This is a genomic window from Kitasatospora sp. NPDC089797, assembly GCF_040684795.1.
Lineage (GTDB): Bacteria > Actinomycetota > Actinomycetes > Streptomycetales > Streptomycetaceae > Kitasatospora.
Map to the genome: position 1 here is coordinate 77,449 of NZ_JBFBGS010000036.1, position 23,229 is coordinate 100,677.

Sequence of the window (23,229 nt, forward strand, 5' to 3'; positions counted from 1 at the left end):
CGCACTGCCGCGGCGGGCGCATCCTCCTTTCGCGGGAACAACGTCGCTCCGGGGCTTCGCCGCTGGGCTGGGCCCCTTGCTCGTCGTACTCTGAAAGGAACAGGTCACATACGGTGCTGCACGTCGCAGACCGACGTCATCCCGTGGGCGGGCCTGCTGCCCGGGCAGCGTTGTCCTCTCCTGTCGGCCCCTCTCCCTCGAAGAGCCGTGAGCCATGGCTGGTTATGAGTCGTCCCGACCGGTCGAACCGGACGCACCCCGCAGCGCGGGCGCAGGCCCTCAGGAAGACGGCGCCCGTCCGGACCCCGAACCGGTCGACGGGCAGCTCGACGGGCGCCGCGACGACCGTCGCGACGGCCCTGCCGGCAGCCGGGCGGACGGCCGCGCCGACGACGCCGCGGACGGCGACGGCGACTTGGTCGGCCCGGTCGGCGGTCCGGTCGGAGTCGACGGCCGAGGGGACGGCCGAGGGGACGGCTCGGCCGACCTTCCCGGCGATCTGCAGCACGACCAGCGGCGGGACCCGCCCGTCGGACCGCCCGCGGCCCCGCAGGTCGAACTCCCGTCCCACCGTGGGCCGATCGGCGAGCCGGACCACGAGCCGGACCACGAGCGGACCGGTGTCGTCGGAGCCGCTCGGCCGGCCGTCGGGAGCCCTGGACGGGCCGAACCCCGAGGCCTGGTACGCGCCTTGCGCGGCCTCCGCCGTGGCGGCCTGGCCCGGCGCGACCGTTCGGCGCCCCGCCAGCGGTTGGACGGGCGCGCAGCCGACCCCGCGGAGCCGTCGGTGACGGGCCGCCCCGGCTCGGGTGCCGACCGTCCGAACACGGCGTCCGGCCGGTTCGGCGGGCACACCGAACCGTCAGGGAAGGACGCACCCGGGCACGCCCTCGATCCGGTGTTCCAGCACGGCGTCGTGGTCGGCTTCGACGGTTCGCTGTCGAGCGAGCGCGCCCTCGCCTACGCGGTCGGCATGGCCCGCAGATCGCAGTGCGGCCTGGTGATCGTGCACGTCGCCAACCGGCTGCCCGCCACGGTCTGGGCAGGCTGTGAGCCTCCCGTCTTCGTCGACCTTCCGGACCACCGCACCGAGGTCCTCGGCCTGGAACTCGCCTGCGCGGACTTCCTCGCGGGGGTGCCGTGGGTCCTGATCGAGCGGGGCGGCGACATCTGCCACGAGATCGAGGAGGTCGGCCGCGAGTACGCCGCCGACGCGATCGTCGTCGGCACGACGCACGGCCTGCTCGGCAAGATCTTCGGCTCGGTCTCCGGGCGGCTGGCGCGGCGGGCCAACCGTCCGGTGATCGTGATTCCCTGAGGGCCTCGGCGAACTCCCGTGTAGGCCTTGCTCGTTGCTTCTCCTCATGGCCTCCTTCTGAGAGTGCTTCCCTCCGGGGTCGCCGCCGGCGCTCGGCGGCGACCTGCGTCGCCTCGGGGAGACGCCGCGGACGTCGCCCCCAGGGCGTCCCCCCCAGGGAGTCGTCCCCGGACGTCGCCTCTGGACATCACCTCCGGCCGTTCCTCAACAGTCGTCGAGGGGCGGACGGTTGACCCCGACGGCTCGCCCCGGAGGGTGCCCCCTCAGCGGGCGAACGTCACGAAGTGACGCCGAGCTGCCGGGCGATGAGCATGCGCTGGACTTCGGACGTGCCCTCCCCGATCTCGAGAATCTTGCAGTCGCGCCAGAAGCGGGCGACCGGGAACTCGTTCATGAAGCCGTACCCGCCGTGGATCTGGGTCGCCTCGCGGGCGTTGTCGACGGCGGCCTCGGACGAGTACAGCTTCGCGATCGCGGCCTCCTTCTTGAACGGTTCGCCGTGCAGCAGCCGGGAAGCGGCGTCCCGCCAGGCCAGGCGGGAGGTGTGGGCGCGCAGCTCCATGTCGGCAAGCTTGAACTGGATGGCCTGGTTGGCACCGATCGGGCGGCCGAAGGCCCGCCGGGTGCCGGCGTACTTGACGGATTCGTCGACGCAGCCCTGGGCCAGGCCGGTGGCCAGGGCCGCGATCGCGATGCGGCCCTCGTCGAGGATCCGCAGGAACTGGGCGTAGCCTCGGCCACGCTCGCCCAGCAGGTTGGCCGCGGGGACGCGGCAGTCGGTAAAGGACAGTTCGCGGGTGTCGGATGCGTTCCACCCGACCTTCGAATACTTCTTCGAGACCTGGAACCCCGGGGTCCCGGTGGGCACGATGATGGAGGAGATCTCCCGCACAGGCGAGCGGAATTCGCCTTCTTCACTCGAACGAGCGAGCGGTTCGGTGAGCGCGGTGACGGTGACCAGACCGGTGATGTCGGTGCCGGAGTTGGTGATGAAGCACTTGGTGCCGTTGATGACCCACTCGTCGGTGGCCTCGTCGTACCGCGCGGTGGTGCGGGTGGCCCCGGCGTCCGAGCCGCCCTCGGGCTCGGTGAGGCCGAAGGCGCCGAGGAGTTCGCCGGAGGTCAGCCGGGGCAGCCACTCGCGCTTCTGCTCCTCGGTGCCGAAGCGGTGGATCGGCATCGCGCCGAGCGAGACGGCGGCCTCCAGGGTGATCGCCACCGAGGAGTCGACGCGGGCGAGTTCCTCCAGGGCGAGGCCGAGCGCGAAGTAGTCGCCGCCCATGCCGCCGTACTCCTCGGAGAAGGGCAGGCCGAACAGGCCCATCCGTCCCATCTCGCGGACGATCTCGTACGGGAACTCCTCCCGCTCGTAGAACTCGCCGATCTTCGGGGCCACCACGTCCTGGGCGAACTCGGCGACGGTGCGCCGCAGTTCCTCGTACTCGCTGCTGAGCCGGTGGTCGAGCATCTGATCCTCCTGGTGCCCGGCCGGGGTGGCCGCGGGCAGTGAACGGGACGGCCGTCGTCCGTCGATGGTGTGACGGTCGTGCGGCGCGGTTGACGGACGAAGCGGTGGGAGATTCCGCGAGCGGTTCAAGCGGATCAAGCGGACGAAGCGGATGAGACGGATCAAGCGGATGAGACGGATCGAAGGGCCGCCGCGGCGCCGACCGGCCGAACGGGCTGCCGGCGCCCGGGAGTCGGGCGGGGCGGGTCAGCCCCGGGCGGCGCCGAGCAGCGCCTGGACGGTGCGGGAGGGGCTCGGGCGGCCGAGCCGCTCGGCCATCCACCCGCTGGTGGCGACCAGCGCGCGCAGGTCGACGCCGGTCCGGACGCCCAGCCCGTGCAGCATCCACACCAGGTCCTCGGTGGCCAGGTTGCCGGTGGCGCTCTTCGCGTACGGGCAGCCGCCCAGGCCGCCGGCCGAGGCGTCCACCGTGCTGACGCCCTCGCGCAGCGCCGCCAGCGTGTTGCTGAGCGCCTGGCCGTAGGTGTCGTGGAAGTGCACCGCGAGCCGGTCGACGGGCACGCCGGCCGCGGCGAAGCCGCCCAACAGGGCGCCGACCTGGCCGGGGGTGGCCACGCCGATGGTGTCGCCGAGGCTCAGCTCCGCGCAGCCCATCTCCAGCAGCTGCACGCCGTACCGGACCACCTGGTCGACCGGGACGGGCCCCTCCCAGGGATCGCCGAAGCACATCGAGAGGTAGCCGCGGACGGCGACCCCGGCCTCGGTGGCCCGGGACACGACCGGCCGGAACATCGCCATGGCCTCGTCCGCCGACCGGTTGAGGTTACGCCGGGCGAAGGTCTCGGTGGCGCTGGCGAACACCGCGATGTCGGTGGCGTGGTGGGCGAGCGCGCGGTCGAGGCCGCGCTCGTTGGGCACCAGCACCGGCAACCGCAGGCCGGGGTGGCGCTCCGGCAGGTCGGCGAGCCGGGGCACCAGCTCCTCGGCGTCGGCGAGCTGGGGTACCCATTTCGGGTGAACGAAGCTGGTCGCCTCGACGGTCCGCAGTCCGACGGCGGCGAGTCGGCCGATGAACTCCGCCTTGACCTCGACGGGCACCAGGGAGCTCTCGTTCTGCAGCCCGTCGCGCGGTCCGACCTCGTGGATTCGGACCTCCTCCGGCAGGCCGGGGGCGCGGACCGGGTCGGGCAGCCCCAGGTCGAGGGCGTCGGGCTCGTGGGCCGCGGTCTGCCGGGGCGTCATGACCGCACCTCGGCGGGCTCGGCGGCCTCCTCGGCCGGGGTGACCACGACCAGCAGGTCCTCCATCGCGACGGTGGCACCCGCGGTGGCCCGCAGCTCGGCCACCACGCCGTCGTGCGGCGCGGCGATCACGTGTTCCATCTTCATGGCCTCCAGCACGAGCAGGGGTTGGCCCTTGCGGACCGCCTCGCCCGTCGTGGTCTTGACGACCGTGACGGTGCCGGGCATCGGGGCGGTCAGCGCGCCGTGGTGCGCCGAGGCTCCGGCGGTGCTCTCGACGACCGGGTCGTAGGCGTGCACCGGCCAGGCGTCGCCGTCGATGCCGAGCCAGGTCACCGGGCCGGCCGCGAGGCCGGGGGTGGTGTCGGTGGCCAGGGCGAAGGCGGTCCGGAGGCCGTCGACGGTCAGGTGCAGCCGGTCGCCCGTCACGGCCGCGCGGGCGCGGTGCACGGGTCCGGCGTCGAGTCGGAGCTCCACCTCGCGGGCGGCTCCGGGGGCATTGTCAGTGGGGTCGGTTACGTTGCCCGCAGTGATCGAACGGATGCGCACCGAGACCGGGTCCTGGCCGGGGGTACGGAGTCGGTGGGTGGTCCAGGCGGGGGTGCCGCCCAGGCGCCAGCCGGAGGGAAGGGAGAACGGGTCGGTCCAGCCGCCGGGGTCGGCGGCCGGGGTGAGGTCCAGGTGCCGCGCCAGCGCGGCCGCGAAGTAGAGGAGGTGGGCAGGTGACGGCGGTTCGGTCGCCGGGGCGTCGGTCCCGTCCGTGGCCCTGTCCGTGGCCCCGTCCGTGGTCCCGGCCGGGTTGGTCCCGTCCGTGCTCCCGGTCGACGGCGCCGGGTTCCGGGGGGACGCGTTCGACGGCGAGTGGGGCGCCGCGAGCAGGTCCGGCCGCTGCTGGGCCGTCTGCTCCACCAGGCCGGTGTCCAGTCGGCCGGCGACGACGTCGGGGTGGGCGAGCAGCCGGCGCAGGAAGCCGGTGTTGGTGGTGACACCCAGGATGCGGGTGTCGGCCAGCGCGGCGCGGAGCCGGCGCAGCGCGGTCGGGCGGTCGGGCCCGTACGCGATGACCTTGGCGAGCATCGGGTCGTAGGCGCTGGTGACGACGGTTCCGGGGGCGACTCCGGAGTCGACGCGGATGCCCTCGCCCCGGGGCTCGTCCAGGGTGAGGATGCGGCCGCCGGTGGGCAGGAAGTCCCGTTCCGGGTCCTCGGCGCAGATGCGGGCCTCGATGGCGTGGCCCAGGAAGGAGATGTCGGGCTGGGTGAAGGGGAGCGGCTCGCCCGAGGCGACGCGCAGTTGCCACTCGACCAGGTCCAGTCGGGCCGCGTCCGGCCCGACGGCGACGGCGAGTTCGGTGACGGGGTGTTCGACCTGGAGGCGGGTGTTCATCTCCATGAAGAAGAAGTCCCGCACCCCCTCGGCGGCGGAGGCGGGGGCGTCCGGGTCGATGCCGGGGACGATGAACTCCACGGTGCCGGCACCGGTGTAGCCGCAGGACTCGGCGGCGCGGACGGCCGCGGCGCCCATCGCGGCACGGGTTTCGGCATTGAGCAGGACGGAGGGAGCCTCTTCGATCAGTTTCTGGTGGCGGCGCTGGAGGCTGCACTCGCGCTCGCCGAGGTGGACGGTGGTGCCGTGGGCGTCGGCCAGCACCTGGACCTCGATGTGGCGCGGCCGGTCGACCCAGCGCTCCAGCAGCAGGGTGTCGTCGCCGAAGGCGGTACGGGCGACGCGGCGGGCGGCGGCGATCTCGGTGGGGAGTTCGGCCGGGTCCCGCACCAGGCGCATGCCCTTGCCGCCGCCACCGGCGGAGGGCTTGAGCAGGACGGGGTAGCCGATCTCGTCGGCGGCGGCGACGAGGTCCTCGTCGGTGGGCGCGGTGGCCTGACTACCGGGCACCACCGGGACGCCGGCGGCCCGGACGGCCTCCTTGGCGTTGATCTTGTCACCCATCAGTTCGACCGCACCGGGAGGTGGTCCGATGAACACGAGGCCCGCGTCGGCGCAGGCGCGGGCGAAGCCGGGGTTCTCGGCGAGGAAGCCGTAGCCGGGGTGGACGGCCTGGGCGCCGGTGCGACGGGCCGCGGCGAGGAGCTGGTCGGTGCGCAGGTAGGTCTCGGCCGCGGAGCTGTCGCTGCGGTCCGGCGGACCGAGGCGGACCGCGACATCGGCCTCGCGGACGTGCGGCGCGTCGGCGTCCGCGTCGCTGAACACGGCGACCGAGCGGACGCCGAGCCGCCGCAGGGTGCGGATCACCCGCAGGGCGATCTCGCCGCGGTTGGCGACCAGAACTGTGTCGAACATGGGAGGCGTTCCTCCGGGTCGAGGGGAGCCGTAAGAAGGAGGTGGCGGTGGGCGGTCGGGGCGCCGGCCCGGTCGTCGGGCCGGCGCCGCACGGCACTGCGATCACTGGACGGCGCGGCGGTCGCGGACAGCGGAGCGGTCACGGACATCGGAGCGGTCCGGGCGGGCCGGCGCACCGGCGGACGGCGTCACATGCGGAAGACGCCGTACGGGGCGGGCGGTGCCAGCGGGGCGTTGGCACAGGCGGTGAGGGCGAGTCCGACGACGGTACGGGTGTCCATCGGGTCGATCACACCGTCGTCCCAAAGCCGGGCGGTGGCGTAGTAGGCGTTGCCCTGGCGCTCGTACTGGTCGCGGACCGGGCGCTTGAACTCCTCCTCCGCCTCGACCGGCCACTCCTCTCCGCGGCCCTCCAACTGGTCGCGGCGGACGGTGGCCAGCACGGAGGCCGCCTGCTCGCCGCCCATCACGGAGATCTTGGCGCCCGGCCACATCCACAGGAAGCGAGGTGAGTAGGCCCGGCCGCACATCGAGTAGTTGCCGGCCCCGTACGAGCCGCCGATCACCACGGTCAGCTTCGGGACCCTGGTGCAGGCCACGGCGTTGACCATCTTGGCGCCGTGCTTGGCGATGCCGCCCGCCTCGTACTGCCGGCCGACCATGAAGCCGGTGATGTTCTGCAGGAAGAGGAGGGGGATGCCGCGCTGGTCGCACAACTCGATGAAGTGGGCGCCCTTGAGGGCCGATTCGGAGAACAGCACGCCGTTGTTGGCGACGATGCCGACCGGGTGGCCGTGGATCCGGGCGAAGCCGGTGACCAGGGTCGCGCCGTACTCGGCCTTGAACTCGGCGAAGCGGCTGCCGTCGACCAGCCGGGCGATCACCTCGCGGACGTCGTAGGGCGTGCGCGGGTCGACCGGGACGGCGCCGTACAGGCCCGCCGGGTCGACGGCCGGCGGCTCGACCGGGGCGAGCGGCCACGGTGTGGCCGTCCGCGGGCCGAGCCCGGACACGATGGTGCGGACGAGGGCGAGCGCGTGGGCGTCGTCCTCGGCCAGGTGGTCCGTCACGCCCGAGGTGCGGGAGTGCAGCTCGCCGCCGCCCAGTTCCTCGGCGGTGACCACCTCGCCGGTGGCGGCCTTCACCAGCGGCGGCCCGCCCAGGAAGATCGTGCCCTGGTTGCGGACGATCACCGCCTGGTCGCTCATCGCCGGGACGTAGGCGCCGCCGGCCGTGCAGGAGCCGAGCACGGCGGCGATCTGCGGAATGCCGGCGGCCGAGAGCCGGGCCTGGTTGTAGAAGATCCGGCCGAAGTGGTCGCGGTCCGGGAAGACCTCGTCCTGCATCGGGAGGAAGGCACCGCCGGAGTCCACCAGGTAGACGCAGGGGAGCCGGTTCTCCAGCGCGACCTCCTGGGCCCGCAGGTGCTTCTTCACCGTCATCGGGTAGTAGGTGCCGCCCTTGACGGTGGCGTCGTTGGCGACCACCACCACCTCGCGCCCGGCCACCCGGCCGACCCCGGCGATCACCCCGGCCGCGGGCGCGGCCCCGTCGTACATCCCGTCGGCGGCCAGCGGGGCCAGCTCCAGGAAGGGGGAGGCCGGGTCGAGCAGGGTGTCCACCCGGTCGCGGGGGAGGAGCTTGCCGCGCGAGGTGTGCCGGGCACGGGCCTTGGCGCCGCCCCCGAGGGCGGCCGCGTCGAGCTTCGCGCGCAGTTCGGCGACCAGGGCCCGGTGCGCCGCGGCGTTGGCCTGGTAGGCGGCGGAACCCGGGTCGGCGGAGGTGCCGAGCCGGGGAGCCGGGGCGGCGGCCCCCGGCGGTACAGCCCCCGGTGCTACGGCGCCCGGGGCCGCCGAAGTGCCGTTCGCGGCGTTGAGCCGGACGCCGGACGGGGCGCCGGTGGTGGAGATGACCATTCCCAAGAGCTCCCTTGCCCTCGGCAGCGGGTGGACGGGCCGAGTGCGGTGCGCCCGTGGTCCCATACGTTAATTAACGTTAACTTACGCAGCCAGGTTAACGGTCGATAACCCGACTGTCTACGATGGACGGCATGTCGAACGCCCCCGCAGCCTCCGCGCTCCCACGCCGCGACCAGATCCGCAAGGAGGCGGCCCGGCTGTTCGCCGCCCGGGGCTTCCTCGGGGTGGGCGTGGACGAGATCGGCAAGGCCGTCGGCATCAGCGGTCCCGGCCTCTACCGCCACTTCGCGGGCAAGGACGCGATGCTGGCCGACCTGCTGATCGGCATCAGCGAGCGCCTGCTGGAGGAGGGGCGGCGCCGGGCAGGCGGCGCCACCGCCCCGGCCGCCGCGCTGGACGCACTGATCAGCGGCCACGTCGAGTTCGCCCTCAACGACCGCGACCTGATCACCCTGCACGACCGCGAGCTGCTGAACCTCAAGGAGGAGGACCGCCGGACGGTCCGCCGGCTGCAGCGCGGCTACGTGGAGCTGTGGGTGGACGTGGTGCGGCAGGCCCACCCGCCGCTCGCCGCCCCCGCCGCCGAGCCGGTGGCGCGGGCCGCCGTGCACGCGGTCTTCGGCCTGATCAACTCGACCCCGCACAGCCTCGGCCCGAACCCGGCCCAGGGCGAGCGGTCCGGCCTGCAGCGCGACGGCATGGCCGCGCTGCTGCACACCCTCGCCCACGGCGCCTTCGCGGCGGCGGCCGGATCGGCGGCGGAGCCCGCGTAGGTCTCCGGGTCAGCGCCCCGCTCGCGCCCGACGGCTCCGCGTCCGACGGCTCCGCACCCGTCGTGCGGACCTCCGTGCTCATCGTGTGGACCTCCGCGCCTCCTGTGCCGGTCACCTCCTGCGCCCGCCGCTTCCTGCGCCCGTCCGCTCGGTGCCGTCCCCCGGTCCTAGGCCCAAGGAACGGGGGCCGCTCGCCCCTGGGCCGCTGGGCGCCGTGCGGGAGCGTCGACGATGCTTGGGACAGCGGCGCACCGTGGGGTCGCAGCTGCGTCCGATCGGGAATCATCGCTGGCCGCAGGCTGTTGCCCAGTCCGCCGGACCGGACGATCCGGGCCGCCCCGGAGTCGCTCCGGCGGACGGGTGCGGCCGGAAAAGCCATGGCGGCCACCCGACGAAATGGTTAGCATCCCTAAATATGCCCGAGACTCACGGATCCATGGTGGAGCAATCCCCGAGCGGCTCACCGGCCCCCGGCCCGAACCGGGCGGTCCCCGGCGACGGCCAGCAGACCACCGGCCCGCACCCGCACCCCGAGCAGGGGTCGAGCGCCGGCCCGGGTGCGGACGCACCCGTCGCGCCGGGTGCGTCCGCGCCGCCGGGAACGGACGTGTCGCCGGGAACGGACGTGTCGCCGGGAACCGAGATACCCGCCGCCCCGGGCACGGGTACGGGCACACCCGACGGCTGGCTGCGCCGCCTGATCGGCTACAGCTGGAGGTCCCGGCGCAGCCTGCTGCTCGCCTTCGGGGCCTCGCTGCTCGGCATGGCCGTCACCGCGCTGGTGCCGCTGGTCACCAAGCTGATCATCGATGACGTCATCGTCGCCCACACCCGCTCGCTGACCCCCTGGGCGGTGGTGCTGCTGCTGGCGGCCGTCGTGGTCTTCGGCTGCACCCAGGTCCGCCGCTACTACGGCGGCCAACTGGCGCTCGACGTCCAGCACGACATGCGCAGCGATCTGTTCCGGTCGCTCGGCAGGCTCGACGGACACCGTCAGGACCGGCTGGACACCGGCCAGGTGGTGGGGCGGGCGACCTCCGACCTCCAGCTGATCAACGGCCTGCTCTCGATGCTGCCGATGATGACCGGCTACCTGCTGATGTTCGTGATGTCGGTGGGGGTGATGGTCTGGCTGTCCGCGCCGCTGACCCTGATCGCCCTGGTCATGGCGCCCGCCCTGTGGTGGGTCAGCGTCCGCAGCCGCAAGCGCCTGTTCCCGGCCACCTGGGCCGCCCAGCAGGAGGCGGCCGCCGTGGCGGGCGTGGTGGACGGTGCGATCGGTGGCGTCCGGGTGGTCAAGGGCTTCGGGCAGGAGGCGCAGGAACGGGACAAGCTGGAGCAGGTCTCCCACAACCTGTTCGCCGCCCGGCTCCGCTCGATCCGTCTCAACGCCCGCTACAACCCGGCGATGCAGGCGATACCGGCCCTCGCGCAGGTCGCGGTCCTGGCCTTCGGCGGCTGGCTGGCCGTCGACGGGCGAGTCTCGCTCGGGACCTTCGTCGCGTTCTCCACGTACGTCGCGCAGATGACCGGTCCGGTCCGGATGCTGACCATGGTCATCACGGTCGGCCAGCAGGCCCGGGCGGGAGTGGAGCGGGTCCTGCAACTGATCGACGAGCGCCCGCTGGTCCAGGAGCGCCCGGACGCCCTCACCCTGGACCTCACCCGCGGGCCGGTCCAGGACGCCGCCGGATCGATCGACACCCCCGGATCGACCGGTGCCACCGCACCGAGCGACGCCACCGCACCGAGCGACGCCACCGGCGGGGCGGTGACCGGCCCCCGTGCCCCCGACGTCGCCCTGGAGTTCGACCGGGTCGAGTTCCGTTACGACCCGGAGCACCCCGCCCCCGTCCTGCACGGCCTCAGCCTGCGGCTGGCCCCAGGTGAGACCCTCGCCCTGGTGGGCGCCTCCGGCTCCGGCAAGTCGACGGTGGCCCAGCTGGTGCCCCGCTTCTACGATCCGGCGGCCGGCGCCGTCCGCCTCTACGGCCACGACCTGCGCGACCTCACCCTGGACTCGGTCCGCTCGGCGGTCGGCATCGTCCCCGAGGAGAGCTTCCTCTTCTCCGAGTCGGTCCGCACCAACATCGCCTACGGCCGACCGGACGCCACCGACGAGCAGATCGTCGCCGCGGCCCGCGCCGCCCAGGCCGACGAATTCGTCCGGGCGCTGCCGGACGGCTACGAGACCAAGGTCGGCGAGCAGGGCCTGACCCTCTCCGGCGGCCAGCGCCAGCGCATCGCCCTGGCCCGCGCGATCCTCACCGACCCCGGCATCCTGCTGCTGGACGACGCCACCTCGGCCGTCGACCCGCAGGTCGAGGCGGAGATCCATGACGCGCTGCGCTCGGTGATGACCGGCCGGACCACCCTGCTGATCGCCCACCGCCGCTCGACCCTCCAACTCGCCGACCGGATCGCCGTCCTGGACCACGGCCGCCTGCTGGACCTCGGTACGCACGAGGAACTGGAAGCCCGATGTCCCCAGTACCGTGCCCTGATCACCGACCCCGAGGCCGGTCGCGCGCCCGAGCCGCAGCCCGCGATCGAGCCCCGGAACACCCCGAGCACCCCGAATACCCCAGACACCCCGGCCGACCTGGGCGACCCGAACGCCCCGGCCGACCGGGCCGACCGGGCCGAACGCTCGGAACCGACCGTCCGGCCCGACCGCGAGGCGTCCGAGGGCGGGACCCCGACCCCCAAGGCCCCCGGACTTCCCACCCCCGGACTCCCCACCCCCGGACTCCCCACCCCCGGGCTCTCGACCCCCGCCCTCGCCAAGGCCGCCCGCACCGCGGACCCCGACCTGCTGGCCAAGGTCGCCGCCCTCCCACCGGCCACCGACGTCCCGGACGTCCCCCGCGCCGAGGCCGAGGCCGGTGACCCCGACTTCAGCCTCGGACGCCTGCTGCGCCCGTTCCGCACCCCGCTGCTGATCGCCTTCCTGCTGGTCGCCCTCGACGCGGCCGCCGGACTGGTACTGCCGGTGCTGATCCGGCACGGCATCGACGAGGGCGTCCGCAAGGGCCTGATGTCCGGCGTCGCGGTGGCCTCGGTCATCGCCCTCGTCGTCGTCCTGCTGGACTGGCTGGTGCAGAGCAGCGAGAACCGGGTCAGCGGCCGTACCGGCGAGCGCGTGCTCTACACCCTCCGGCTCAAGATCTTCGCCCACCTCAACCGGCTCGGCCTGGACTACTACGAGCGCGAGTTGACCGGCCGGATCATGACCCGGATGACCACCGACCTGGACTCGCTGACGTCCTTCCTGCAGACCGGCATGGTCACCGCGGTGGTCAGCCTGCTGACCTTCGCCGGGATCTTCGTGGCCCTGCTGATCATCGACGCCGGCCTGGCGCTGGTGGTCTTCGCGGTGCTGCCGCTGCTGGTGATCGCGACCCTGGTGTTCCGTCGGAAGTCCAGGGACCAGTACGAGCGTTCCCGTGACCTGATCAGCACGGTCAATGCCGACCTGCAGGAGAACGTGGCCGGCATGCGGATCGTCCAGGCCTTCCGCCGGCTGGACACCAACACCGACCGCTTCGTGGCCCGCGGCATCGCCTACCGCGAGGCCCGGGTCCGGGCGCAGTTCTACATCTCGCTGTACTTCCCGTTCGTCCAGTTCCTCTCCAGCGTGGCGGCCGCGCTGGTGCTGATCGTGGGCGCCGCCCGGGTGGACGCGGGGACGCTGACGGTCGGCGCGCTGGTCGCGTACCTGCTCTACATCGACCTGTTCTTCGCCCCCGTCAACCAGTTGTCCCAGGTGTTCGACGGCTACCAGCAGGCCTCGGTCGGCCTCGGCCGGATCCGGGAGCTGCTGCGCACCCCGACCACCACGGCCGAGGCGGTCGACCCGGTCCCGGTGCCGAAGGGGCTGCGCGGCGAGATCAGCTTCGAGGGCGTCGGGTTCGCCTACAACGGCGGTGCGGACGGTGCCCCGGAGGTGCTGAGCGGCGTCGACCTGCACATACCCGCCGGTCAGACGGTTGCGCTGGTCGGCGAGACCGGTGCCGGGAAGTCGACGCTGGTCAAGCTGGTCGCACGGTTCTACGACGCGACCGCGGGCACGGTCCGGGTGGACGGGGTGGACCTCACCCGCTACGACCTGGCCCAGTACCGCCACCGCCTGGGCGTGGTGCCGCAGGAGGCCTACCTGTTCGCGGGCACGGTCCGCGAGGCGATCGCGTACGGCCGACCGGACGCCTCGGCGGCCGAGGTGGAGGCGGCGGCCCGGGCGGTCGGTGCGCACGAAATGATCGTCCGACTGTCGGACGGCTACGACCACGAGGTCGCGGGCCGCGGGCGGAACCTCTCGGCGGGCCAGCGGCAACTGATCGCGCTGGCCCGGGCCGAACTGGTCGACCCGGACATCCTGCTGCTGGACGAGGCCACCGCGGCGCTCGACCTGGCCACCGAGGCCGCCGTCAACCAGGCCGCGGACCGGCTCAGCGGCGGCCGCACCACCCTGGTCATCGCCCACCGCCTGACCACCGCCGAACGCGCGGACCGGGTGGTCGTCCTGGACCACGGCCGGGTCGTCGAGGACGGCACCCACGCCGAACTGCTCGCCCTGGACGGGACGTACGCCCGGCTCTGGCAGGCGTTCGTCGCGGAAGGCCACCCCGCACCGGCCGGGGCGGCCGTCGCCGGCTAGCCCGGGGGAGCCGGTTGCCCGCCCGCGCGTCGGACGGGCAACCGGACCGGTGGGCGGCGACCCGCGAGCAGCGGTGTGCCGGGCGCAGCGTCGAGCGGTGTGTCCGGTGTGTCCGGTGTGTCCGGTGCGTCAGGCGGCGATCAACGAGGCCAGCAGGCCGGAGGCGTCGACGCCGCGCGGCAGGTCGCTCACCTGTCCGTCCCCGACCTCCACCACCCGCCAGCCGGAGCCGTCGGCCCGGCTGGCGAGATCGGTGGTGACGAAGCGGCAGCCGAGTCTTCGCACCAGCGCGGGCACGTCGGTCAGGTCGGGCTCGACCCGCCGGTGCGGGGCGTCCGGGTGCGGCCCGACCAGGATCGGCCGCCCGTCGAGCCACCACACCCGGGCCTCCAGCGCCCTCCCGCCGCCACCGGCGTCGACCGTGCCACCCGCGCCACCCGCGCCACCTGTGCCACCCGTGCCACCCGCGTCACCCGAGGCGCCCTCGGCGCCCGGTCCGCCGGCCCGCTCGAACTCCTCGTAGCGCCGCAGCACCACCCCGCCCGCCAGGGACGCGCCCTGCCGCTCGACGAACCGCCCGACCACCCGGCCGACAGTCTCCAGATCCGCCAACTCCGGTACGTAGCAGGCCTCGTCCCACTCGTGCTTGCGCGACTTCACGTAGTCCTTGACGATCGCCGGCCCGCTCCCGCCGAGCCGGGCCGCCGCGTCCGCGAGCTCCGCCGGGCTGGGGGCCGCCGCGCCGTCGGACGGGATCCACGCGCTGGGCGGGGTCGCCCCCTCGAACACCCCGTACCAGCCGGGCAGTTCGTGTGCCGCCGCGTAGCCGGGCGCGCTGGTCAGCAGGTTGCCGCCGCGGGCGGCGAGGGCGGCGGCGAACTCGGCGTACCGGGCGGAGGGGAGCATCCAGCCCCGGTACCAGAGCGGTCCGTCGTCCTGGGGCACCCGCTGGACCGCCTCCCCGGCACGCCCGGTGAACAGCGCGTCGTGGTCGACCAGATGGTGTTCGCCGCCCAACTCCCGCAGCAGCCGGGCCTCCCAGGCGAAGTGCGGATCGGGCCGACGCGGATTGAGCGGGTCGGCAGGGAAGAGGATCGAGGGTACGGGCATGGCGGTCAGGGTACGGCCAGTGGGCCGCCGGAGGCCCCGCCCCGACCACGGTTCGCTGCCCGGAAACGGCCCAAGTGGGCGAGCCGGGCCGCGAATCCGATCGACGCGCGGTCCGGGCGCTGTCAGAGTGTCCCGATGCGAAGACTGCTGCGACCGCGCAAGCGTGTTCCCCGCCGGGCCGCCCGCACGGTGGTCCTGGACCCGAACGGCTCGGTGTTCCTGCTGCGTTCGGACAACGACGAGATCGGCGTCCACTGGACGATGCCCGGCGGCGGACTGGAGGCCGGCGAGACCCCGCAGGCCGGAGCCCGGCGCGAACTGTGGGAGGAGACCGGCTGGACCGACCTGGTGCCGGGCCCGCTGCTCTGCACCTGGGAGCACGACTTCACCTGGCACGGCACCCCGGTCCGCCAGCACGAGCACATCTACCTGACCGCCGGACCGCACCGCGGCCCGGTCGGCGACGTCAGCGCCGTGCACGCCCAGGACCGGATCCTCGACTGGCGCTGGTGGACCCCGGCCGACCTGGCGGACGGGAACGCCGACGCGCTCTGGCCGCCCAGTCTCCCGGAGCTGCTGGAGCCGGTCCGTGCGGGCTGGGCGGTCGACGGGCGCCCTCCGGTGCCCGTCGACCTCGGTTACATCCCGAACTCCCGCCCCCCGCAGCCCCGTTAGCGGTTCCGGGAGGCCTCCGGGCTGATCGGGTCCCGTCCGGACGGACCCTGGCCGCGCCCGCCGGGCCCGCCTGGCCCGCCGCGTCGGGCCCGTCCGGCCGGGCCCGCCTGGCCCGACGGTCCCGGCTCCCAGCCGTGCAGGTCCAACTCCCGGTCGTGCAGCGCCCAGGGGTTCATCCACACGGTCAGCCGGGTGACGGCCAGTTGATCGATGCTGAGTCCGGTTTCGGCGAGCAACTGTTCGGTCGACACCGAGACCGCGATCGCGGGACGCCAGGAGGGCAGGACGACCAGGCTGGTCCCGCGCCCGACCCGGATCGGCTCGGCGGCGACCCGGACCGGTGCCCGTTCCTCCGGACGGCCGACGGCCTCCGACTGGACCGGGCTGCCGCCGATCAGGATGCCGAGCGGCGGCTCGACCCCGAACTCCTCGGCCCAGGGCCCGGATCCGGCGGCACTTCCACGGCCGGGAGCCCCAGCGGGCCCGGCCTCCGTCGCGGTCCGGCCACCCGCCAGGGGTGCGCGATCGGTCGACGCCCCCGTTGCACCGGTCGGTGCACCTGCCGGTCCCGCGCCGCGCGTCGGCGCTCCGGGCGCTCCGGTCGGGTCGGTCGCGGCCGTCTCCCGTGCGGTCGCCTCCTGCCCGGTCCGGTCGGTCTGCGGGTGCATCCGGCGCAGTCGGCGGGAGGGTGACGGCCGCCGCGAGCCGAGGCCCCGGAGCTCCTCCCGCGCCGAACGGGCCGCCGGCGCGGGCCGGTTGCCCTCCGGCGGCGCGGCCGCCGACCGGAGCCGTTCGGTGAACGCCGCCCGGAGCCGTTCCGCGGTCGCCGCGCTGCCCGTCGCAGTGCCGTCCGTCGCAGTGTCGTCCGCGGCGCTGTCCGTCGCCGCGCCGTCTGCCGTGCTGTCCGCCGTGCTGTCCGTCGCGCCGTCCGTCGCCGTGCCGTCCGTCGCGGCCTGCCGGAGCTGCGCCTCGACGTCCTCCGGGGTGCGCGGCTGCGGCACCGAGTCATGGCGGGCCGGGGCGACCGGAGCGCCGACGGTCACGCCGGCATGGTCGGCCGCCGTGGCGACCGCGCACAGCGCCGCCCCGAGGGACGCCGCACCCGGGGACGCCACCCCCGGAACAGGCGGGCCCGCATCAGGCGCCCCCGCAACGGGCGCTCCCGCAACAGGCGGACCCGGAACGGCGGTCAGCACCGCCGTCACGGGCGGTGCGCCGGTGACGGCCGGTGCACCGCCCGGCGGTGCGGAGCCGACGCCGTCCGCGGGCGGGCCGGGCTGGGCGGAGTCGGTGGAACGGGGGTGGAGCGAGGTCATCGGCGGGCCCTTCGGGGGACGGTCCCGACGATCCTCCCGCACCGCGCGACCAGCTCCAAGCGTCGTTCCCGGAGGGGTGTCCGGGAGCCCGTCGGGATGACCGCGGGGCCGGCGCCGCCGCCGACCCGGCCCGTCGGCTCAACTCCTGGGCGCCACGAAGCCCTTGAGGTCGGCGAGCACCGCGTTGGCCGCCGCCACGCCCAGCCCGAGGAACCAGGTCTCGTCCGAAACCGGCCGGGCCTGACCGGACTTGACCGCACCGAGCGTCTTCCAGAGCGCGCCGCCGAGCACCGCGTCCTGGTTGGTCGAGCTGGGGCTGCCGTACACGCCGTAGAAGATCCAGTCGGCGTCGGCCCGGTCGATCTGCTCCGGGCTGACCTCCACCGCGAGTTCCTTGACCTGCTCGATCTTCGGCTGCGGCAGCGGCACGTCGGTGAGGATGGTGCCGATGAAGGAGAGCTCCGCGTAGAGCCTGGTCCGGCCGGGCATGAACCGCAGCGGCGTGATGGTGGGCCGCTTGTCGCCGAGCCCGGCGCCGATCGCCGCGGCGGCCGCCTGGTACGCGTCGAGCTGGGACTGGGCCTCGGCCTGGAGGCCGAAGGGGCTGGCGTTGAGCAGGAAGTTCTGCTTCCAGGGGTAGCCGGGGCGCAGCGAGAAGACGGTCGGCGCGATCTTCGAGAGCTGCGCGTACTGGTCCTGGGCGCGCAGCTGGCTGCCCAGGATCAGGTCGGGCTTGAGCGCGGCGATCGCCTCCAGGTTGAGGCTGTTGATGGTGCCGACGGCGGCCGGGCTGCCCGCCTTGTCCTTCAGGTAGGACGGCAGCGACTTGGAACCGTCGGTGTACACGACGCCGACGGGCTGGATGCCGAGCGAGACGACGTTGTCGAGCTCGCCGGTGTCCAGCACCACGACCCGGGTGGGCCGGGCCGGGATGACGGTCTCGCCCAGGGCGTGCTTGACGGTGCGCGGGTAGACGCCGGGGGCGGCGTCGGTGCCGAAGCCCTTCATCTTCTCGATCACGGTGGCGTAGTCGTCGCCGCCCTGCTTGACGGACTTCTGGTCGGGGGAGGAGCCGCCACCCGGCTTCGCGCCGCCCTCGCCCCCGCTACCGCTGCCCGAGCCGCCCGAGCTGCCGCAGGCGCTGAGCAGTCCGCCGAGGCCGAGCACGGCGGCGCCGGTCAGTCCGGCGGTGAGGAAGCGGCGTCGGCCGGGGGTGGGGAGGGTGGGGGTCGGGCCGTCGGGGTGGGGGGTCACGCGACGCTCCTTCACGGGTCGGAACCGGGCGGTCGGAATTAGGTGAGGCAAACCTATCTCGACGCCCGCAGTGCCCGCCGGACAGGGGGGTCCGCCGTAAAGTCAAAAGTCATCGTAAGTGCATAAAATCACCAAGAGTTGGTCTATTCAACCTTCCTCATCCGCCTTAGAGTGCGCTCGTGTTTGATCAGCAGCTCTCAGAGCACACAAGCAGCGGCCGGGCAATGGCGCCCGGCGCTCCGCAGGGTGCCCCGGTCAGTGGCACCAGTGGTGGCGTTCCCGATCCGGGAACGGCTGGGGGAGCGGGGGACAAGGGTCTCCGGGGCAACTCGGTGGGCCTGCTGGGCAGCATCGTGCTGGGCGTCTCGACGGTCGCCCCGGTCTACTGCCTGACGGCGACGCTGGGGCCGACGGTCACCGCGGTCGGTGTCCAGATGCCGGCGGTGTTCCTGGCGGGATTCCTGCCGATGCTGCTCGTCGCGTTCGCGTACAAGGAACTGAACAAGGACTTCCCGGACTGCGGGACGTCCTTCACCTGGACGGTCAAGGCCTTCGGCCCCCGGACCGGCTGGATGGCCGGCTGGGGACTGACCGTCGCGACCATCATCGTGCTCTCCAACCTGGCCGGGGTCGCGACGAACTTCCTCTACCTGATGCTCGGTGAGATGACCGGCAGCGGTTGGGTGGCCGGGCTCGACGACAACAAGGCCGTCCACCTGCTCACCGTGGTCCTGCTCATCGCCGGCGCCACCGCGATGAGCTACCGGGGCATGACGGCCACCAAGTGGTTCCAGTACAGCCTGGTCGGCCTCCAACTGGCCGTGCTGCTGCTCTTCTCGGCCATCGCGATCGCCAAGGCGGCCGCCGGGGACCTGCCCGACTCGATCGGCTTCTCGTTCTCCTGGCTCAACCCGCTCCAGGTCAGCTCGTTCAGCGCGTTCACCGCCGGGCTGTCGCTGTCGATCTTCATGTACTGGGGCTGGGACACCTGCCTCACCATGAACGAGGAGACCCTGGGCAGCGCCCGGACCCCGGGCCGGGCCGCCATGATCACCATGGTCACCCTGGTCGGCTCGTACCTGCTGGTCGCGATCTCCGCCCAGATGTTCGCGGGCGTCGGGAGCACCGGCAACGGCCTCGGCAACCCGGCGACCGCCGACAACGTCTTCGCCGCGCTCGCCCGCCCGGTGCTCGGCTCGCCGTGGAGCATCCTGCTCTTCCTGGCCGTCGTCGCCAGTGCTGCCGCCAGCCTGCAGACCACCTTCATCCCGGTGGCCCGCACCCTGCTCGCGATGAGCGCCTACCGCGCCGTGCCGCCCCGCTTCGGCGCCGTCCACCCGCGCTTCCGCACCCCCGGGTACGCCACCGTCGCGGCCGGCCTGGCGACTGCGGTCTTCTACGTCGGCATGAGCCTGATCAGCGAGAACGTCGTCCAGGACACCATCCTGGCGCTCGGGTTGATGATCTGCTTCTACTACGCGCTGACCGCCTTCTCCTGCGTCTGGTACTTCCGCCGCTCGCTCCGCGGCGGCCTGCGCGACCTGCTGCTCAAGGGCGTCGCCCCGCTGCTCGGCGGCCTCCTGCTGAGCGCCGTCTTCCTGCAGACCCTCACCGACGCCTGGTCCCCGGACTACGGCAGCGGTTCGGTCCTCGGCATCGGATCGGTGTTCGTGATCGGCGTCGGCATCCTGCTGCTCGGCGCCGGGCTGATGACCTGGTACGCCCTGATCCGGCCCGAGTTCTTCCGCGGCGAGACGCTGCGCCAGGACACCCAGGCCCTGGTCGTGGAGGACTGACGCTATCGTTGGGGTCATGAAGCGCTTCACGGGCCTGTGCTGGTGGCCGTCCTAGGACGGCCACCACGCTCGCCTGACCAGGGCCGTCCGGGATGGACGGCCCTGTCGCGTTTCCCCACGGGACGGGCCCGCGCCCCGGACGGCCGCCACCACCGCCGTACCGAGGGAGAAACCCCGTGACCAGCACCGCCGTTCCCAGCGCGTCGACCTCCGCCCTGACCGCCGCCGACCTGACTGCCGCCGGCCCGATCGCCACGGACCCGAGCACCGCCGGCCCGTCCACCACGGGTGCGATCGCCGCGGACCCGATCGAGGACCCCGGCGCCCACCGCGTCCTCACCGGCGACCGCCCGACCGGGCCGCTCCACCTCGGCCACTACTTCGGCACCCTGCAGAACCGGGTCCGACTCCAGGACCGCGGCGTCGAGATGTTCGTCCTGGTCGCCGACTACCAGGTCATCACCGACCGCGACATCGCCGACCGGCTCGCCGAGCACACCGAGAACCTCGTCCTCGACTACCTCGCGGCCGGCCTCGACCCCGAACGCGCCACGATCTTCGCGCACAGCGCCGTCCCCGCCCTCAACCAGCTGCTGCTGCCCTTCCTCAGCCTGGTGAGCGTCGCCGAACTGAGCCGCAACCCCACCGTCAAGGACGAGATCGCCCACTCCAGCCAGGCCGCCGTCAACGGACTGATGTTCACCTACCCCGTCCACCAGGCCGCCGACATCCTGTTCTGCAAGGCCGACCTCGTCCCGGTCGGCCAGGACCAGCTGCCCCACCTCGAAGTCGCCCGCACCGTCGCCCGCCGCTTCAACGAGCGCTACCCGCACGCGGACGGCAGCGCCGTCTTCCCCCGCCCCAGGGCCCTGCTCTCCGAGGCCCCGATGCTGCCGGGCACCGACGGCGGCAAGATGAGCAAGAGCCGCGGCAACGCCGTCGCCCTGGGCGCCGACGAGGACGAGACCGCCCGGATCATCCGCGGCGCCAGGACCGACGCCGACCGCCGGATCAGCTACGACCCGAGCGGCCGCCCCGAGGTCTCCGGCCTGGTCCTGCTCGCCGCGCTCTGCCAGGACCGCGCGCCCGAGGCGATCGCCGAGGAGATCGGCGACGGCGGTGCGGCCGCCCTCAAGCGGACCGTCATCGAGTCCGTCAACGAGTACTTCCGTCCGCTGCGCGCCCGCCGGGCCGAACTCGCCGCCGACCGCGGCCACCTGCGCCAGGTCCTGCGGGCCGGCGCCGAACGGGCCAACGCCGTCGCCGACGCCACCCTCGCCGAGGTGCGGGAGGTGATGGGGGCGATCTGAAGAGCCCCCGCCCCGACCGGCAGCCCGGCCCGCAGGGGCGGTCCACGAGGCAGTCCACGAAGCGGCGTCGGCCCGGCCCGTGCGCCGCTCCGCCGACATCGGCCGGTCGACCGGCGGGCATATCGTCACCGGGCGGTCCCGACCACACCCCGGGACCGCCCCGGCCCCGCCCCTTCCCCGAAAGGCCCGGTCCATGGACCAGCAACCGACCACGCCCGGCCAGGGACTGACCCGCCCGCCGCAGCTGCGCCCCGGCGACCACATCGCCGTCGTCGCCCCCAGCGGCCCGATCGACCCCGACCGGCTCACCGCCGGCTGCGAGATCCTCCGCTCCTGGGGCCTGCGCGTCACCGTCGCCCCGCACGTCCTCGACACCCACCCCCTCCTCGGCTACCTGGCCGGCACCGACGCCGACCGCGCCGCCGACCTCCAGGGCGCCTGGCTCGACCCCACCGTCGACGCCGTCATCTGCGCCCGCGGCGGTTACGGGGTCCACCGCATCGTCGACCTGCTCGACTGGACCGCGATGCGCGCCGCCCGGCCCAAGCCCTTCGTCGGCTTCAGCGACGTCAGCTCGCTGCACGAGGCCTTCGCCCGGCGCCTGGGCCTCGCCACCCTGTACGGGCCCATGGCCGCCGCCTCCTCCTTCATCGAGGACGGCCCCACCGCCGACCACCTGCGCCGGACGCTCTTCGACCCCGCCACCACCACCGTCCTCGGCTCGCCCGGCGCCACCGCGCTCGTGCCCGGCCGCGCCCACGGCGTCACCGCCGGCGGCTGCCTCCACGTCCTCGCCGCCGAGCGCGGCACACCCGCCGCCCGCCCCTCCTACGCGGGCGGGATCCTGATCCTCGAGGACGTGAACGAGCACCCGTACCAGCTCGACCGCCTGCTCACCCAGTTCCGGCGTTCCGGCGCCCTCGACGGCGTGGCCGGCATAGCCCTCGGTTCCTGGGAGGGCTGCGGACGGCCCGAGCGGGTCCGGAGCGTGATGCTCGACCGCCTCGGCGACCTCGGGGTACCGGTGCTCTGGGAGCTGGGCTTCGGCCACTGCCCGTCCACCCTCACCGTCCCGCTCGGTGTCCCCGCCCTGCTCGACGCGGACGCCGGCACCCTGACCCTGGACCGGCCCGCCCTCGTCGACACCGCCGCTCCCGCCTCCGAGCGCGCCTGACCGGGACCCGCCTGAGCCGCTCCGCCCGAGCGGTCCTCCCTGACGGGCTCTGCCCGAGCCGACCGCCGGGCCCGGCCGAATGAGTAGGGTGCGGCCATGAACGAGGACCGCCTCACCGCCCTTGCCCTCGGACTCCTCCGCGGCCCGGGCAGCAACGCCCGTACGATCCTCGGACTTGTCGGCCCGCCCGGCGCCGGCAAGTCCACCCTCGCCCGCCACCTCGTCGCCGGGGTCGAGCGCGTCGAAGGCCCCGGCACCGCCGCCTACCTCCCGCTCGACGGCTTCCACCTCTCGGCCGCCCAGCTCGACCGGCTCGGGCTGGCCCACCGCAAGGGCGCCCCGGCCACCTTCGACGCCCACGGTTACGTCGCCCTGCTGCGCCGGGTCGCCTCCGACCGGTTCCAGGACATCTACGTCCCCGACTTCGACCGCACCCTGGACGAACCGGTCGCCGCCCGGCACGTCGTCCGCCCGCACACCCGCCTGGTCATCACCGAGGGCAACTACCTCGCCTCCGCGGACACCCCCTGGCCGGACGCCCGCCGACTGCTGCGCGAACTCTGGTACGTCGAGACCGACGACACCGTCCGCGAGGAGCGGCTGCTCCGCCGCCACCGCGACGGCGGCCGCGACGAGGCCACCGCGGTGCAGTGGGTCACCGCCAACGACCACCCCAACGGCGAGTACGTGAAACCGGGCCGGGCGCTCTGCACCCGGACCGTCCCCGGCACGGGGTTGCCCACGGCCCCGTAGAGGGGTAGTGTTCTCTAGTCGCTCGGCGGGGAGCACCGGACACGCGTCTGCGCGGACGGTCCCGGAGCGGCCAATCCCTTGAAACACCACTTCTCGGTTCGCGCCGGGCTGTGTTCGCGTTTTTCGCGCGTTCCGGCCGGGGGCTTATTTGGCATGTGCGTTTT

At 73.7% G+C, this 23,229-nt stretch carries 15 protein-coding genes and 1 pseudogene; 8 read left to right on the forward strand and 8 right to left on the reverse strand.

Annotated features, from left to right (window positions below):
• Positions 1–136: 136 nt before the first annotated feature.
• The gene (locus tag AB0O91_RS27200) at positions 137–508 is read right to left on the reverse strand and encodes a hypothetical protein (RefSeq protein WP_363438062.1); all 372 of its coding nucleotides are present in this window, start codon (positions 506–508) and stop codon (positions 137–139) included.
• 378 nt (positions 509–886) lie between these two features.
• On the opposite strand from AB0O91_RS27200, the pseudogene AB0O91_RS27205 reads away from it, so the two are divergent.
• Positions 887–1,318, forward strand: a pseudogene (locus tag AB0O91_RS27205) (universal stress protein); the annotation flags it as partial.
• Positions 1,319–1,595: 277 nt separating this feature from the next.
• Here AB0O91_RS27205 and AB0O91_RS27210 read toward each other — a convergent pair.
• From AB0O91_RS27210 to AB0O91_RS27225, 4 genes are all read right to left on the reverse strand, one after another.
• Entirely contained in the window at positions 1,596–2,786 is a 1,191-nt protein-coding gene (locus AB0O91_RS27210; protein ID WP_363438065.1) for an acyl-CoA dehydrogenase family protein, read from the reverse strand.
• 246 nt (positions 2,787–3,032) lie between these two features.
• Complete coding sequence (locus AB0O91_RS27215) at positions 3,033–4,028, reverse strand: hydroxymethylglutaryl-CoA lyase (RefSeq protein WP_363438068.1); 996 nt, start codon at positions 4,026–4,028, stop codon at positions 3,033–3,035.
• Positions 4,025–6,328, reverse strand: a complete 2,304-nt coding sequence (locus tag AB0O91_RS27220) for a biotin carboxylase N-terminal domain-containing protein (RefSeq protein ID WP_363438071.1) — start codon at positions 6,326–6,328, stop codon at positions 4,025–4,027. Before AB0O91_RS27220 ends, AB0O91_RS27215 begins: the two co-directional genes overlap by 4 nt.
• A 188-nt stretch (positions 6,329–6,516) precedes the next feature.
• Positions 6,517–8,244 (reverse strand): carboxyl transferase domain-containing protein, encoded by a 1,728-nt coding sequence (locus AB0O91_RS27225; protein WP_363438073.1) that lies wholly within the window; start codon positions 8,242–8,244, stop codon positions 6,517–6,519.
• Positions 8,245–8,378: 134 nt separating this feature from the next.
• Between AB0O91_RS27225 and AB0O91_RS27230 the strand changes: the two genes are divergently transcribed.
• Together AB0O91_RS27230 and AB0O91_RS27235 are read left to right on the forward strand one after the other, a co-directional pair.
• On the forward strand, positions 8,379–9,020 hold the full coding sequence (locus tag AB0O91_RS27230; RefSeq protein ID WP_363438076.1) for a TetR/AcrR family transcriptional regulator: 642 nt from the start codon (positions 8,379–8,381) through the stop codon (positions 9,018–9,020).
• Positions 9,021–9,645: 625 nt separating this feature from the next.
• Positions 9,646–13,677 (forward strand): ABC transporter transmembrane domain-containing protein, encoded by a 4,032-nt coding sequence (locus AB0O91_RS27235; protein ID WP_363438079.1) that lies wholly within the window; start codon positions 9,646–9,648, stop codon positions 13,675–13,677.
• A 129-nt stretch (positions 13,678–13,806) separates the two neighbouring features.
• Here AB0O91_RS27235 and AB0O91_RS27240 read toward each other — a convergent pair whose 3' ends face one another.
• Positions 13,807–14,787, reverse strand: coding sequence for an ATP-grasp domain-containing protein (locus AB0O91_RS27240; RefSeq protein ID WP_363438081.1), 981 nt, complete (start codon positions 14,785–14,787; stop codon positions 13,807–13,809).
• Positions 14,788–14,922: 135 nt separating this feature from the next.
• Here AB0O91_RS27240 and AB0O91_RS27245 point away from each other — a divergent pair, with 135 nt between their 5' ends.
• Positions 14,923–15,462, forward strand: coding sequence for an NUDIX domain-containing protein (locus tag AB0O91_RS27245; protein WP_363438084.1), 540 nt, complete (start codon positions 14,923–14,925; stop codon positions 15,460–15,462).
• Here AB0O91_RS27245 and AB0O91_RS27250 read toward each other — a convergent pair.
• Positions 15,459–16,505: a hypothetical protein gene (locus AB0O91_RS27250; protein ID WP_363438086.1), complete on the reverse strand. Its 1,047-nt coding sequence runs from the start codon at positions 16,503–16,505 to the stop codon at positions 15,459–15,461. The genes AB0O91_RS27245 and AB0O91_RS27250 overlap by 4 nt on opposite strands.
• A gap of 411 nt (positions 16,506–16,916) precedes the next feature.
• On the reverse strand, positions 16,917–18,032 hold the full coding sequence (locus AB0O91_RS27255; RefSeq protein ID WP_363438089.1) for an iron-siderophore ABC transporter substrate-binding protein: 1,116 nt from the start codon (positions 18,030–18,032) through the stop codon (positions 16,917–16,919).
• Between the two features lie 224 nt (positions 18,033–18,256).
• Here AB0O91_RS27255 and AB0O91_RS27260 point away from each other — a divergent pair, with 224 nt between their 5' ends.
• The 4 genes from AB0O91_RS27260 (at position 18,257) to AB0O91_RS27275 (ending at position 23,065) form a co-directional block, all read left to right on the forward strand.
• Positions 18,257–19,828 (forward strand): APC family permease, encoded by a 1,572-nt coding sequence (locus tag AB0O91_RS27260; protein WP_363438091.1) that lies wholly within the window; start codon positions 18,257–18,259, stop codon positions 19,826–19,828.
• A 176-nt stretch (positions 19,829–20,004) separates the two neighbouring features.
• On the forward strand, positions 20,005–21,138 hold the full coding sequence (gene trpS / locus AB0O91_RS27265; protein ID WP_363438094.1) for a tryptophan--tRNA ligase: 1,134 nt from the start codon (positions 20,005–20,007) through the stop codon (positions 21,136–21,138).
• Positions 21,139–21,331: 193 nt separating this feature from the next.
• Positions 21,332–22,312, forward strand: a complete 981-nt coding sequence (locus AB0O91_RS27270; protein ID WP_363438097.1) for an LD-carboxypeptidase — start codon at positions 21,332–21,334, stop codon at positions 22,310–22,312.
• A gap of 96 nt (positions 22,313–22,408) precedes the next feature.
• Complete coding sequence (locus tag AB0O91_RS27275) at positions 22,409–23,065, forward strand: nucleoside/nucleotide kinase family protein (protein ID WP_363438100.1); 657 nt, start codon at positions 22,409–22,411, stop codon at positions 23,063–23,065.
• Positions 23,066–23,229: the final 164 nt, after the last annotated feature.